Genomic DNA, 14,126 nt, shown 5'->3' with positions numbered 1-14,126 from the left:
TCTGCGCATGACTGCGGTTGACGCGTAAATGATCGGCGTCAGGCATGCAACGTACCCGGAGTCACCTCGCCATTGCTATCCAGGTCCGACGGCGGGGCGGACGGCGAGGTGGACGACGTCCGGCACGCCTCGGGCAACGGGGATCTCTTCGGTACGCACCTGTTGGAACCCGGCATTCCCCAAGGTTCCCTCGAATTCCGGAGAGGGCTGCGCGGACCAGACGGCCAGGATGCCACCGGGTGCCAACACCCTTGCACAGCCCGCGAGTCCGGCCGGGGAGTACAGGCCGCCGTTGCCCTCGGTGACGGTCCAGCCCGGCCCGTTGTCGATGTCCAGGCACACCGCGTCGAACGTGTCGGATGTCTCATTGACGTAATCCAGCAGGTCCGCTTCCACGATCTTCGTGCGCGGATCGGCGAAGGCCCGCGCGGACACGGCGGACAACGGCCCGTCGCTGTGCCAGTCGACGACGGCCCGCTCGCGCTCCACGACGGTGACCGAACCCCAGCGCGGTTCGGCGGCGGCGTGTGCGAGCGAGAAGCCGACACCCAGACCGCCGATCAGCAGGGCGGGTGCCGGACGGACGGCGTCCTGCTTCCCCAGCGCGGCCAGCGCGGCGTCGACGAGCAGCCGCTCCGAGCGGCCGTCGGAGGTGTCCATCAGGAAGCAGCCGTTGGCGATGATCTGGAGCAGCTCGCCGTGCCGGCGTAACACGATCTCGCCGTGCGGCCCCTCGCGACGGTCGAGCACTTCGGGCAGGTCGTGGATGTCGTACGAGGTGGACATCGGCCCATCCTGGCACTCCCCTGACGGTTCGTTGACGCATTCCGCGGACGGCCGGTCGGACGGGGGTGAGGGGCGGGTGTGACGCTGACGAACTCCTGTGCGCTGAACGTCGTGGAACCTCGGGAAGTCTCAGAGCTTCCTGTGAATCGGCTGCCGCGTGGCGCCGGTCACAGACACGGCACAGGCGGGGCACGAAGGGTGGGGTGAAACGGAAGGAGCGCCTCACAGTGGAACCCACGGTGGCCCGTACGAGCCCGCCCCTTCCCGGTGTCCGCGGACTCCTGGACGGCATCCCCGGCCAGCGCGCACCGCGACCGGCCGAGCCGTCCGCCGCCGCCCCCGCCGAGGTGCCCACCGGCGCTCCCGCCGGGGCGCCCGCCGAGCCGCGCCAGGGCCTCGGGCGCCGGCTGCCCCGCGTCCCCGTCCCCTTCACCCTGTCCTACGCCGCCGTCCTCGCCGTCACCTCCTGGGTCACCGCCCACGCCGGCCCCGCCCTCGTGCACGCCCTCCACCAGGCCTCCAGCACCGACGTGGCCCATCTGCTGCGCGCCCCGGTGCCGGTGCTGGTGGCCAGCGCGCTGTGGGTGGCGGGCGGTTTCGCCTCCCCCTTCACGCTCGGCTTCCTGATCGTCCTCAGCGCGCTGGAACGACGTGTCGGCGGTGTCCGGACGGCCGTCGTCTTCCTGCTCGGCCACGTCCTGGCCACCCTCGCGACCGAGGTCCCCGTCGGTCTGGCCGTCCTGGCCGGCCATCTGCCCGACAGCTCGCTGCACCGCCTCGACTACGGCATCAGCTTCGGTGTCGCCGCGAGCGTGGGCGCCCTGGCCGGGCTGCTGCGGCCGTGGCTGCGGTGGCCGCTGCTCGCCGCGTTCGGCGGCATGCTGCTGCAGGACCTGATCGCCTTCACCGACCCCCTGACCAACTGGGGTCATCTGATCGCCCTGGTGACAGGGGTGGTGACGTGGCCGTGGGTGCGGCGGTGGCAGCGCGAGGCGACCGGCCACGGCGAAGCCGCAGTCGCCTGACGGCCGTCAGGCCCCTCGCGCCGCCGCGAGCTCCCGCGCCAGATCGGCGATCCCCCACCGCCGCTCCTGCGCCGCGGTCGCCCCGTGCAGCAGATTGGCCAGCTGGTACGGATCCGCGCGCAGGTCGTAGTACTCGCGGAAGAGGACCTCGCCGGAACCCTGCGGGCGGCCGCCGGCGTCCAGGCGGCCCCGGTAGTACTCGGTGTACTGCTCGGCCCTGCCCACGTACGAGGCCCAGCTGTGGATCGGCACCTTGTCCTGCCGGTTCCACCACCACTCGGCGAGGACGTGGTGACGGTCGTTGCGGGGGTCGAGGAGGGAGTGGCCGTCGTGCGGGGTGTCGGGGGTGACGCCGGCCGCGGCCAGGAAGGTGGGCGCGATGTCGACGTGGCAGGTGAGGCGGTCGTCCGTGCCGCCCCCGGCCAGGCCGCCGGCCGGCCACGACATCAGGAACGGCACCTCCAGGCTCGGCCGGTACGGCACCGACTTGCGCAGCCAGCCGTGGTCGCCCCAGCACAGGCCGTGATCGCTCGTGAACAGCACCAGCGTGTTCTCCAGCTGTCCCAGCTCACGCAGCTTGTCGCGGAAGTCGCGCATCGCGTCGTCCACGGAGAGCAGGGTGCGCATCTGACGGGCGCGCAGGGCCCTGCCCTCGTCGAAGGAGTGGTGCGCGGCGCGCAGGAACGGCGGCTTGTCGGCCTTGTCGGCCCTGGCGGTCTCGAAGACCGAGGGACGTCCGTCCCAGGCGGGCACGCGCGTGTGGGCGTACTTGCCGTCCGGGATGTTCACCTCGTGCGCCGCGCGCGGGGCGACGTACGCGAACCAGGGGCGGTCGTCCGTACGGGACCTCTCGATGAACGCGAGGGCGCGGTCCTTGATGACGGTGGTGCTGTAACCGGGGACGGTCCGGACCGTGCCGCCGTCGTTGTAGTGGCCGTCGGTGTAGGCGACCGGTTCCTGGAGGAGCCACTCGTCGAAGTGGGGCGGGTTGTCGGCGGGACGCCAGTAGTTGAGGTACTTGCCGAACAGGCCGGTGCGATAGCCCGCCTCCCGCAACTGACGCTGGACGGTGGTGTGCTGGTCCAGGCGGGAGGGGTGGCGGGTGTCGAGGACGCCGTGGTGGTGGGCGTACCGCCCGGACATGATCGACGCCCTGGACGGCGCGCACAGCGGGGTGTTGGCGTGCGCGCGCTCGAAGGTGACGCCGTCGCGGCCCAGCCAGTCGAGGGTCTGCCGCAGCGCCCAGTCGGTGCCCTTGGGCTGGTCGTCGGTGAGGACGAGGAGGATGTTCGGACGGCGGTCGGAACGGGCGCGCGGGCCGGCGGTGGCCGTGGGGGAGGGGGAGGGCGCCGGGGTCGCGCTTCTGCGCGCGGCCGGCGCGGGCGTGGCCGCGGCCCGGGCCGGTGCGTCGCCGGCGGTGCGGCTCTCGCGTAGGGCCAGGGTGGCGGTGACCGCCGCGGCGGCGATCGCGGTGGCTCCGGCGACGAGGGTGCGGCGCCTCGGCCGGCGCGCGTCGCCCGTCTCGGAAGTGTCGTTCATGTCGTCCCCCTGGCCCCGTTGTGCCCGTGTTCCGGGTGGCTTGCTCACTGTGAACCAGCCGGCAGTGTGCGTGAGTTGCCTGTGAATTCTGTTGCGGGGATGCGGCGGAGGCCTTGCGAAGGTATGGCAGCCCGGCGGCCGGCTCAGTCTTCGTGGCGGACGGTGCCGTCCTCGCGCAGGGTCGGGTGGATCCTCGTCGGGCCGTACTCGTCGACGTCCGACGGGCGGGGCGGCTCGGGGCCGTCGGGGCCCATGCGGACCATGCGCTCCACGCGGCAGACCCGGAACAGCCGGTCCTCCACCCTCGCCTCGTCGGCCCTGCCCGCCGCCCGGAACTCCTCGGCGGCGCGTGCGTAACGGGCCTTCTTCCGGGCGTCGTAGCGGTACAGCATCGCCCAGACCCGGGACATCCCGTCGTAGAGCGCGCGGCGCGCGTCGTGCGGGGTCGGGTGCAGGGAACCGCACGGCGTCCAGCCGGTGTCGCCGCGCTCGGCCACCGCGAAGCCGACGGGCAGCCGCACCACGTCCGGATGCGTGGCGACCGCCCGCGCGGAGTCCGCGAGTACGTCGGCGGGGAAGCGGGCGTCCGTGTACACGAAGTCGCGCAGCCCCAGACGCAGGGCGCCCGCCATCGGGCCCTCGTCCCGCCCGGCATCCAGGGCGAAGCCCACGTCCGGGGCCGGGACGACGGCCCGCTCCTCCCACAGCGGGGACACGGGCTCCGGATCGGTGGGCCGGGGCGGCTCCAGGCCGTCGTCGCCGGTCCGGGCGAACTCGTCCCCGCGTACGACGCGGTAGCGCACCCCCAGCGCCTCCACCTCGTCGGCCGGGGCGCGCTCCAGCACCGACACCGCCGCGAGCAGCGCGCGCCGAGCGGCCGGGTCGTCGGTGCCGTCCTTCGCCGTGAACCACAGGTGCGAGTTCAGCCCGTCCCTGGCCTGCTGAGGCATGCCGTCCACCACCGGCCGCAGCAGCCGCCAGCGCGGGTCCGAGCCCGAGGGGTCCCGGACGGCGACACCGAAGACGGGCCCGCGCAGGGCGATGTGCGGGTAGCGCCGGGTGGCCTCCACCGCGTCCGCCTCCATCACCCAGGCGACGGGGTCGTCCCGGAGCACCAACTCCGCGTGCAGCGCGTCGAGTCGTCGCTTCCAGTCATCGGTCATACGCGCATTGTGGTCGCGGCGCGCGACCGCTTCGGCCCGAATGCCGGAACTGAGAGACCCCAAAAGGAAAGCCAGAAGCGAAGCGGGCGCACACCGCCCCGAACCCCTCTCGAACGCGCCCCCGAGCGCCCCACCCCCTCGCCGGCCTCCCCGCCGGGTGCGAACGCCCCGCCCCGCGCCCCGGCCGGCCACCCCGCCCCGGGTACCCCCGGCCTCGGCTTGCTGTCGCGGTCGCGTTTTCACCTCTCGGTAATGCCTGGAGTTCTATTTTGGTTATTACTCCTGACCGTAGGCGGCCCCGCGCTTCCCGGCCGTCGTGATCGCCCACAGCGAACGGGCGGGGGTGCGGGGAACATTCGAAGGCTCATGTGCATTGAGTCGGCAAAGCTCAACTTGACTGCCGAAGGGGAGATCATGGCATCGACGTCCGCATCGCTCACCCTGCCCGTACTGCCGCTCGACGACGAGGTCGTGCTCCCCGGCATGGTGGTTCCGCTGGACCTCAACGACACCGACGTACGCGCCGCGGTGGAGGCCGCCCAGGCCGCCGCCCGCTCGGAGCCGGGGAAGCCGAGGGTGCTCCTCGTGCCCCGGATCGACGGGGCGTACGCGGGCACGGGTGTGCTCGGCACCGTCGAGCAGGTCGGCCGGCTGGCCGACGGCGACCCGGGCGCGCTGATCCGCGGCCGCGGTCGCGTGCGGATCGGCGCCGGCACCACCGGCCCGGGCGCCGCCCTGTGGGTCGAGGCCACGACGATCGACCAGAGCGTGCCCGAGCCCCTGCCCGGTCACGTCGCCGAGCTGGTCAAGGAGTACAAGGCGCTCGCCACCGCCTGGCTGCGCAAGCGCGGCGCCTGGCAGGTCGTCGACCGCGTCCAGGCCATCGACGACGTCTCCGCGCTCGCCGACAACTCCGGCTACTCGCCGTTCCTCACCACCGAGCAGAAGGTGGAGCTCCTGGAGACCACCGACCCGGTGGCCCGCCTGAAGCTCGCCACCCAGCAGCTGCGCGACCACCTCGCCGAGCAGGACGTCGCCGAGACCATCGCCAAGGACGTCCAGGAGGGCGTCGACAAGCAGCAGCGCGAGTTCCTGCTGCGCCGCCAGCTCGAAGCCGTCCGCAAGGAGCTGCGCGAGCTCAACGGCGAGCAGGAGGGCGAGGAGTCCGACGACTACCGCGCCCGCGTCGAGGCCGCCGACCTGCCCGAGAAGGTCCGCGAGGCCGCCCTCAAGGAGGTCGACAAGCTGGAGCGGTCCAGCGACCAGTCGCCCGAGGGCTCGTGGATCCGCACCTGGCTGGACACCGTCCTCGAACTGCCGTGGAACGAACGGACCGAGGACCGGTACGACATCCAGGGCGCCAAGGCCGTCCTCGACGCCGAGCACGCGGGCCTGGAGGACGTGAAGGAGCGCATCACCGAGTACCTGGCCGTGCGCAAGCGCCGCAGCGAGCGCGGCCTCGGTGTCGTCGGCGGCCGGCGCGGCGGTGCCGTCCTGGCGCTCGTCGGCCCGCCCGGCGTCGGCAAGACCAGCCTCGGCGAGTCGGTCGCGCACGCCATGGGCCGCAAGTTCGTCCGTGTCGCCCTCGGCGGCGTCCGTGACGAGGCCGAGATCCGCGGTCACCGCCGCACATACGTCGGCGCGCTGCCCGGCCGGATCGTCCGCGCCGTCAAGGAGGCCGGGTCCATGAACCCGGTGGTCCTGCTGGACGAGATCGACAAGGTGGGTTCCGACTTCCGGGGCGACCCGGCGGCCGCCCTGCTGGAGGTCCTCGACCCCGCGCAGAACCACACCTTCCGGGACCACTACCTGGAGGTGGAGCTGGACCTGTCGGACGTGGTCTTCCTGGCCACCGCCAACGTCCTGGAGGCCATCCCGGAGGCGCTGCTCGACCGTATGGAACTGGTCCGCCTCGACGGCTACACCGAGGACGAGAAGGTCGTCATCGCCCGCGACCACCTGCTCCCGCGCCAGCTGGAGCGGGCGGGCCTGGCCGAGGACGAGGTCGTCCTCGACGAGGGCGCCCTGCGCAAGCTGGCCGGCGAGTACACCCGCGAGGCGGGCGTGCGCACCCTGGAGCGGACCGTCGCCCGGCTGCTGCGCAAGGTCGCCGCCCAGCACGAACTGGGCGAGCGGGAGCTGCCCTTCACCATCACGGACGCCGATCTGCGCGAGCTGATCGGCCGGCCGCACCACGTGCCCGAGTCCGCCCAGGACCCGGCCGAGCGCCGCACGGCCGTGCCCGGCGTGGCGACGGGCCTCGCGGTCACCGGCGCGGGCGGTGACGTCCTCTACGTCGAGGCCTCCCTCGCCGACCCGGAGACGGGCGCGGCGGGCCTGACCCTGACCGGTCAGCTGGGGGACGTGATGAAGGAGTCGGCGCAGATCGCGCTGAGCTTCCTGCGGTCGCACGGCGCCGAGCTGGAGCTGCCCGTCGGCGACCTCAAGGACCGGGGTGTGCACATCCACTTCCCGGCGGGCGCGGTCCCCAAGGACGGCCCGAGCGCCGGCATCACGATGACGACGGCCCTCGCGTCCCTGCTCTCCGGCCGGCTGGTCCGCACGGACGTCGCGATGACCGGCGAGGTGTCCCTGACCGGACGGGTCCTGCCGATCGGCGGCGTCAAGCAGAAGCTGCTCGCCGCCCACCGCGCGGGAGTGAAGACTGTCGTCATCCCCAAGCGCAACGAACCCGACCTGGACGACGTCCCGGCGGAGGTCCTGGACAAGCTCGACGTCCACGCCGTCACCGACGTCCGCCAGGTCCTGGAACTGGCGCTCGCGCCCGCCGCGAACGGCGCGACGCCGGAGGTTCCGGTCGCGGCGTGACGGACGTGACCGGATGAAGGCGAGGCCCGGGCTCTTCGTGAGGGAGGCCCGGGCCTTCGCCGTCCCCCGTACGGCCCATGGAAGGCTACGCCCGTAGACACGCAGGTGGGAGTGTTCCAGGGAACCGCGACCGGTCCGTGCCTGCGAAATACTTGAAGAGCCGCGGCCATGACGGGAACCGGCGGAAACAGGAGTGTGCTGACGTGCACGAGGAAGCGAACGGCGACGCGTCGCCGCGCGGGGTGGACCAGGACGACCGGGAGTTCCTCTCCCTGGAGCGGGAGCTCACCGTGCTGTTCCGCCGCGCCCGCGCCAACCAGGGCGAGATGGCCCGCGAAGTCCACCCCGACCTGGAGTCCGCCGCGTACGGCCTCCTCGTCCGGCTGGAGGAGTGCGGCCGCCAGCGCGCCACCGAGCTGGCCGCCTACATCGGCGTCGGCAAGGCCACCATGTCCCGCCAGCTGCGCGCCCTGGAGCAGCTCGGTCTGATCGCCCGCGAACCCGACCCGGCGGACGGCCGTGCCTGGCTGGTCGACCTCACCGAGGAGGGCCGCAGCCGGGTGAGCCGGGTCCGCGAGGCCCGCCGCGAGCGGTACGTCAGCCACTTCTCGCACTGGGACCGGCGGGAGGTCGCGGAGCTGGCCCGGCTGCTCCACCAGCTGAACCGGGGCATGGAGAAATAGCCGACGGCCTCCATCCGGCCCTGGTCAGCGCCCCGACGGCCGGGCCGGGCGCCCGGACCAGCGGCGCGACGGCCGGAACCGGCCCGGGAGAGCGGCGGGTCGGCCCACCTCCGGGCCGGGGGGGAGCAGCTCGACGGTCGGGGGCGGGGTGTGGGGGAGCGGCGGGTCGGCCCACCTCCGGGCCGGGGGGAGCAGCTCGACGGTCGGGGGCGGGGTGCGGGGGAGCGGCGGGTCGGCCTGCGTCCGGGCTTGGGGTGGCGGTTCGACGGCCAGGGTCGGCGTGTGGGAGAGCGGCGGGTCGGCCGGGGTCGGGGTGTGGGAGAGCGGCTGGTGGGCCTGCGTCCGGGTCTGGAGAAGCAGCCATACGACCTGAGCCGGCACATGGAAGAGCAGGCCGATGGACCGGGACCGGCGCGAGGAGCAGGCCGGGGGCGGGACCGGTGCACGTGAGAGCGGCCCGGGGGCCGGAACCGGGGGGTGAAGAAGGGGACCGAGGGCCGGCACCGGCGTGCGATGAAGCAGCCGACGGCTTCATGGCTCCACGAGCACCACCGTCGCGTCGTCGTGCGTCTTCGCGCGCCCCAGGAACACCCGCTCGACGCGGTCCGCCCGCTCCAGCTCCCGTACGCGGTCCACCAGCGCCCGCGCCCCCTCCCCCCGCACGAGGGTGAACAGATCCGCCCAGTCGCCCTCGCGGAAGGTGTCGGTCCAGCGGGCCGCCCCGTCCGAGAGGGCGGCCAGGGCGCCGGCCGCGGCGCGCGGCACGCTTCCGGTCACCGCCCGCCCGGCCACCGCCGGGTCCGCGGCGGCCGTGAAGAAACCGCCCTCCCGGTTGCGCAGCGTGCCGTCGACGAACTCCGCGCTCCTGAGCAGCTCGCGCGGCAGCCGGGCCAGCCGGTCGTCGTGGACCGGGGTGACCCGGCCGTCGGGGGAGGCCAGCAACAGCGTCGCGTCGGACAGCACCAGGTACTCCACGGACTCAGGTGACCAGCGCGCGAGGGCCACCGTCGCCTGCGGGGTGCGCGGGTGAGAAAGGTCACAGGTTGCCGCATGCGCCTCGGCGGTACGCGCAATCCCGAGGGAGAGGGCCTCGACCAGCGGAACATCCGGGAGCGAAACGGTCAGTTCGGTCAGGGCTCCACCCAGTCGTGCCGTGAACCAGGGGACCGAATGCAGACAGCCCGCGCCGCCCGGCGGCGGAGTCACTCCGTCGAGGACGACGAGCGAACCGCCCTGTCCGCAGGCGGAAAGCCCGACGCTCGCGAAGTCCTCGTTGGGGCGGGCCGGATCGCCGGGCTCCGACACAAGTTCCGTACGCATTCGGCCAGTCTGCACGACCCCTTCACACCCTCCCCGAAAGGCTTGCATCGCTCCCCGAACGGGCGTGGCCCCGCAGGTCAGACGCCTGTTTTGGGAGGTAATGCTGGGGTCGGGGAAGGTGTGGCGGCGAATCCTGCCAAAGCGCGCCGCCCACGTCCAACCGGCCTGCCGCGCAAGGGCGCTGCACACGCCAGCGGAACTTGCCCGCCAACTCCCCTCCGATGTTCACTCCTTCGGGTGGCGGGGTCGGCGATGCACGGCCCCCGCCCACCGGCACTGGGAGGGTCGGGGACCGAACCGGACGTACGCGCCAGTTGACGGAGCGTCATATCCGGCCCATGGGTACACGAGTCAGGAATGCGAGCACCGGTGCAGAAGACGCGGCCTCGGCGCACAGGCAGGCAGACGGCCTCCGAGGGGGGCGCGGAGCGCACCCCTGTCGGCAAGGGCCGTCCCACCCACGTACGCAACCGGCTGATCGTCGCCGTGGCCGTGGTGGCCGCCGCCATCGCCGGCGCGGGCGCCCCCGCCGTCCTCACCGCCTCCGGGCAGTTGAAGGACTCCCAGGACCTGGTCACCCTGGCCGAGCAGACGCAGGACGCCCTCGTTCTCGCCCAGGCCCTCGCGGACGAGCGCGACGAAGTCACCACGTACGTCGCGGCCGGCCGCCCCAGGTCCAAGGCGCCCTCCGCCGACAGCAGCGCCCGGGTGGACCGGCAGGCGCGCGAGCTGGAGCAGACGGAGATCTCCGCCTCGCTGCGCGCGGCCCTCGACTCCCTGGTGTCCGTGCGCCAGTCGGCGCTCACCGGCAAGAGCACGGCCCTGGCGGCGCACGAGGCGTACTCCGAGGTGATCACCGCGCTGCACGGCCTCGCCGACCGGCTCGCGGAGGACATGCCGCCCCGCGCGGGCTCCGGCGCCTACGCCCTCGCCGAGCTCGACACCGCCGTACAGCAGGCCTCCGCCGCCCGCGGACTGCTGCTCGCCGCGCTGAACGTGCCGACGACGAGCCAGTCCGTCATCGACCCCACCACCGGCATCGCGACGACCGAGAAGGTCTCCTCCGAGGCCGACACCAAGGTGCGCGACGCGCTCACCGCCGCCGCCCAGCAGGCCCGGGTCCGCTCCGACGCCGCCCTCGCCGACTTCCGCGAGGGCGCCCCCGAGGACGCGGTGGACTCCTACGACTCCACGGTCACCGGCGGCCAGGTCGACACCGCCGAGAAGTACCTCACCGACCTCACCGACCAGCCCGCGCTGGACGACGGCGAGCTCGGCACCAGCACCAAGAAGCTGGACGCCGCGCTCTCCGCCCGCGTCGACCTGATGCGCGGCGTCGAGTCCTCGTTCTACGACCACCGCACCAAGGACCTCGCCCGGCTCCGCGACGACGACGTGACCGCGCTGGAGATCCGCGTCGCCCTGATCGGCGCCCTGATGCTGCTGGCGGTCGTCGTCAGCACCGGCATGGCCCGCAGCCTCACCTTCCCGCTGTCCGTGCTGCGCCGCGGCTCGGCCCGGCTCGCCGAGTCCGAGAACCCCGCCGCGGAGGAGCCGGTCGCGTTCACCGGGCGCAACGACGAGTTCGCCCAGGTCGTCCGCTCGGTCAACGCCCTGCACGGGCACGCCGTCGCCCTCCACGAGCGCGTCGCCACGCTGGAGTCCGACCGCAAGCACCTCGTCGGACAGCGCCAGAAGATGGCCGACGCCCGCGAGGAGCTGCGCGCCGAACTCGCCGACTCCGCCGCCCAGCTGGAGCGGCTGCGCGGCGCCATCGGCGGCACCTTCGTCAACCTCGCCCTGCGTACCCTCGGCCTCGTCGAACGGCAGCTCGCCGTCATCGAGAGCCTGGAGGAGCGCGAGCACGACCCCGACCGGCTGTCGACCCTCTTCAAGCTCGACCACTTCGCCACCGTCATGCGCCGCCACAGCGAGAACCTCCTCGTCCTGGCCGGCACCGAACACGTCCAGCAGCACGCCGGCCCGATCCCGCTGGTGGACGTCGTCCGGGCGGCGGTCAGCGAGATCGAGCGCTACGAGCGGGTCCGCATCGCCGCACTGCCCCCGCACGCGCACGTGGCGGGCTTCGCCGCCGACGACCTGAGCCATCTGCTGGCCGAACTCATGGAGAACGCCACCGCGTTCTCCCCGCCGGACCTGCCCGTGGAGATCTCCGGCTGGCTGCTGGAGAACGGCGAGGTCATGCTCTCCGTCCAGGACGAGGGCATCGGCATGGACGGGGAGCGGCTCACCCGCCTCAACTCCCGCCTCGCCGAGTTCGACCCGGAGACGCCGTACGACCAGGAGGGCGAGGACGGTCTCGGCCTCGGGCTGTACGTCGTGGCCCGGCTCGCCCACCGCCACGGGGTGCGGGTGCAGCTGCGCGAGCAGAAGCAGGGCGGGACGGCGGCCGTGGTCGTCCTGCCGACCGCGCTGCTGGCCGCCGCGCCGGCCGCCGCCGTCCCCTCGGCCGCCCCGGCGTCGTCCACCACCCAGGCCTTCTCCCTGCCGGGCGCGGACGCGGAGGCCAACTCCAACGTCCTGCCCGGCCGTTCCAAGGGCGCCGAGGACCCGCTGGTCGCACTGGCCGAGAAGGCCGTGCACCAGGCCGGGCGCGAACCGGCGGAGGAGCCCGCGCCCGAGCCCCTGGCCGGCGCCGATCCCGCAACCGCCGCTCCGGCCACCGACGTTCCCGCCACCGCCGCTCCGGCCGGCGCCGCTGCGGCGGGCGCCGATCCCGTCACCGAGGCTCCCGCGACCGACGCTCCGGTCACCGACGTTCCCGCCCTCGCCGAGAGGCAGGCGCCCCGGATCCCGGCCCCCGAGACCCCGGCCGAGACGACCATGGAGCTCCTGCTGCCGATCCCGCAGGGGGAGGCGGACGGCGAGCAGGACACCGCGTCCGGACCCGACGGCACCGACGACCACGGCGCGGAACACAGCCGGGTACCGGACGCACCGGAAGAACTCGTCGCCGACGAAGAGCTCGTCACGGACAAGGGCCTGCCCAAGCGCACCCCCAAGATCACCACACCCGCACCCGCCCCGCGCCAGCGGACGGGCTCGGTCGACGCCGAGGCCCTCCGCCGCCGCCTGGGCGGCTTCCGCCGGGGGGCGGAGGCGGGCTACCGCGAGGTGGAAGCGGAGATCGCCGAGAAGACGGGCCAGAACAAGGTCCCGTCACCTCAAGAAGCACACGCACATGCCGAAGAAGACACGGGGGGCACAGTCGAGGAGGCAAGCAGTTGACCGCGCCCAGTACCTTCGGACTGAGCAGTGAAGCCCGTAACCTGCACTGGCTGTTGACCAACCTCGTGGAGGAAGTACCCGGGATCCAGTCCGTCGCCGTCGTCTCCTCCGACGGCCTGCTCCTGCTCTCCTCCGACCCCGGCCGCAACGACGCCGCGCGGCAGTCCAGGGGAGACAAACCCACCGGCCCGCGCGGCTCCTCCGCCGACCTCGCCACCATCGTCTCCGGCATCGGCAGCCTCACCATCGGCGCCGCCAAGCTCATGGACTCCGGCGGGGTGAAGCACACCATGATCGCCATGGAGCAGGGCAGCCTCTTCGTGATGTCGATCAGCGACGGCTCCCTGCTCGGCGTCCACGGCTCCGCCGACTGCGACATGAGCGTGGTGGCCTACCACATGGCCCTCTTCGTGGGCCGTGCCGGCCATGTCCTGACCCCCGAACTGCGCAGCGAGCTACGGCAGTCCCTGGAGTCGGCGGGGAGCGGCCGATGAGCACCGGCCCGGGCAACAGGAAGCTCCCCGTCCGCGGCGGCGACCGCAAGCCGGCCCGCGTCCGCCCCTACTCGCTCACCGGCGGCCGGACCCGCTTCGGCCACGTCCTGCTGGTGGAGACCTTCGTGGCGGCCCTGGAGGCGCCCGAAGAACGCAAGGAACTGACGAACGGCTCACTCAAGTCCACGGTCATGCCGGAGCTTCGGGCCATCGTCGAACTGTGCCGCCGTATGCGCACGGTGGCCGAGATCGCCGCGCTGCTGAAGATGCCGCTCGGCGTGGTCCGGGTGCTGCTCAGCGACCTCGCGGACCAGGGAAAGATCCGTGTGTACGGCACCGGTACCGCTCACGGTACGGGCCGTCCCGACCGCGCTCTGCTGGAAAGGGTGCTGAGTGGACTCCGTCGTCTCTGACGCCTCCTCCTTTGGCGTCGCCCCGCTCGTCGAACCCGACGAGACCCTGCAGCCCTGGCAGACGGACCGCACCCGCGCCCCCATCGCCACGAAGATCGTGGTGGCGGGCGGCTTCGGCGTCGGCAAGACCACCCTCGTCGGCACCGTCTCGGAGATCGAGCCCCTCCAGACAGAGGCGCTGATGACCGAGGCCAGCGCCGGCACCGACGACCTGACCGGGACGCCCGAGAAGACCACCACCACGGTGGCCATGGACTACGGCCGCATCACGCTCGACGACGACCTGGTGCTCTACCTGTTCGGCACGCCGGGCCAGCAGCGGTTCTGGTTCATGTGGGACGACCTGGTGCGCGGCGCGATCGGCGCGGTCGTCCTCGCCGACACCCGCCGTCTGAAGGACTCCTTCCCCGCGCTGGACTACTTCGAGAGCTGCGGACTGCCGTACGTCGTCGCGGTGAACCACTTCGACGGCAGCGAGCTGTTCGAACCGGAGGACGTGCGGGAGGCGCTGACGATCCCGGCGCACATACCTGTCATGATCATGGATGCGCGGCGCCGGATCTCGGTGATCGAGACCCTCCTGGCCCTGGTGGGCCACGCGCTGGACGAAACCCCCGAGTAGGAG

Annotated in this window: 11 protein-coding genes; 7 read left to right on the top strand and 4 right to left on the bottom strand. The window is 73.0% G+C overall.

All coding sequences use genetic code 11. The features are described 5' to 3' along the window. Window positions 1–75: 75 nt before the first annotated feature. Window positions 76–786 carry a spermidine synthase gene (locus tag ACFY30_RS00750; RefSeq protein ID WP_390843041.1) on the bottom strand — a complete coding sequence of 237 codons (711 nt, stop codon included), beginning with the start codon at window positions 784–786 and terminating at the stop codon, window positions 76–78. 227 nt (window positions 787–1,013) lie between these two features. On the opposite strand from ACFY30_RS00750, the gene ACFY30_RS00745 reads away from it, so the two are divergent. Beyond that, window positions 1,014–1,811, top strand: a complete 798-nt coding sequence (locus tag ACFY30_RS00745) for a rhomboid-like protein (protein WP_390843040.1) — start codon at window positions 1,014–1,016, stop codon at window positions 1,809–1,811. A 6-nt stretch (window positions 1,812–1,817) separates the two neighbouring features. On the opposite strand, the gene ACFY30_RS00740 is transcribed toward ACFY30_RS00745, so the two are convergent. Together ACFY30_RS00740 and ACFY30_RS00735 are read right to left on the bottom strand one after the other, a co-directional pair. Beyond that, window positions 1,818–3,350: a sulfatase gene (locus ACFY30_RS00740; RefSeq protein ID WP_390843039.1), complete on the bottom strand. Its 1,533-nt coding sequence runs from the start codon at window positions 3,348–3,350 to the stop codon at window positions 1,818–1,820. 143 nt (window positions 3,351–3,493) lie between these two features. Then, entirely contained in the window at window positions 3,494–4,513 is a 1,020-nt protein-coding gene (locus ACFY30_RS00735; RefSeq protein WP_390843038.1) for a DUF5954 family protein, read from the bottom strand. Window positions 4,514–4,927: 414 nt separating this feature from the next. Here ACFY30_RS00735 and lon point away from each other — a divergent pair, with 414 nt between their 5' ends. Next, window positions 4,928–7,342, top strand: a complete 2,415-nt coding sequence (lon, locus tag ACFY30_RS00730) for an endopeptidase La (RefSeq protein WP_390843037.1) — start codon at window positions 4,928–4,930, stop codon at window positions 7,340–7,342. A gap of 203 nt (window positions 7,343–7,545) precedes the next feature. Beyond that, a complete protein-coding gene (locus ACFY30_RS00725; RefSeq protein WP_390661074.1) occupies window positions 7,546–8,025 on the top strand; it encodes a MarR family winged helix-turn-helix transcriptional regulator in 480 nt (159 codons plus the stop codon). Between the two features lie 531 nt (window positions 8,026–8,556). On the opposite strand, the gene ACFY30_RS00720 is transcribed toward ACFY30_RS00725, so the two are convergent. Next, a complete protein-coding gene (locus ACFY30_RS00720) occupies window positions 8,557–9,345 on the bottom strand; it encodes a hypothetical protein (RefSeq protein ID WP_390843036.1) in 789 nt (262 codons plus the stop codon). A 357-nt stretch (window positions 9,346–9,702) separates the two neighbouring features. Between ACFY30_RS00720 and ACFY30_RS00715 the strand changes: the two genes are divergently transcribed. From ACFY30_RS00715 to ACFY30_RS00700, 4 genes are read left to right on the top strand one after another with little or no spacing between them, the layout of a single operon-like run. Continuing rightward, entirely contained in the window at window positions 9,703–12,594 is a 2,892-nt protein-coding gene (locus tag ACFY30_RS00715) for a nitrate- and nitrite sensing domain-containing protein (protein ID WP_390843035.1), read from the top strand. Then, the gene (locus tag ACFY30_RS00710; protein WP_390661071.1) at window positions 12,591–13,088 is read left to right on the top strand and encodes a roadblock/LC7 domain-containing protein; all 498 of its coding nucleotides are present in this window, start codon (window positions 12,591–12,593) and stop codon (window positions 13,086–13,088) included. Before ACFY30_RS00715 ends, ACFY30_RS00710 begins: the two co-directional genes overlap by 4 nt. After that, entirely contained in the window at window positions 13,085–13,501 is a 417-nt protein-coding gene (locus tag ACFY30_RS00705) for a DUF742 domain-containing protein (RefSeq protein WP_390843034.1), read from the top strand. The genes ACFY30_RS00710 and ACFY30_RS00705 overlap by 4 nt, the downstream gene beginning before the upstream one ends. After that, complete coding sequence (locus ACFY30_RS00700; RefSeq protein ID WP_390661069.1) at window positions 13,482–14,123, top strand: ATP/GTP-binding protein; 642 nt, start codon at window positions 13,482–13,484, stop codon at window positions 14,121–14,123. The genes ACFY30_RS00705 and ACFY30_RS00700 overlap by 20 nt, the downstream gene beginning before the upstream one ends. Window positions 14,124–14,126 lie beyond the last annotated feature (3 nt).

Origin of the sequence: Streptomyces sp. NPDC000345 (assembly GCF_042898825.1) — a bacterium.
In the GTDB taxonomy this organism is placed as follows: Bacteria; Actinomycetota; Actinomycetes; order Streptomycetales; family Streptomycetaceae; genus Streptomyces.
Note: the sequence above shows the minus strand (reverse complement) of the source record. Positions and strands in the feature narration are given on the sequence as shown.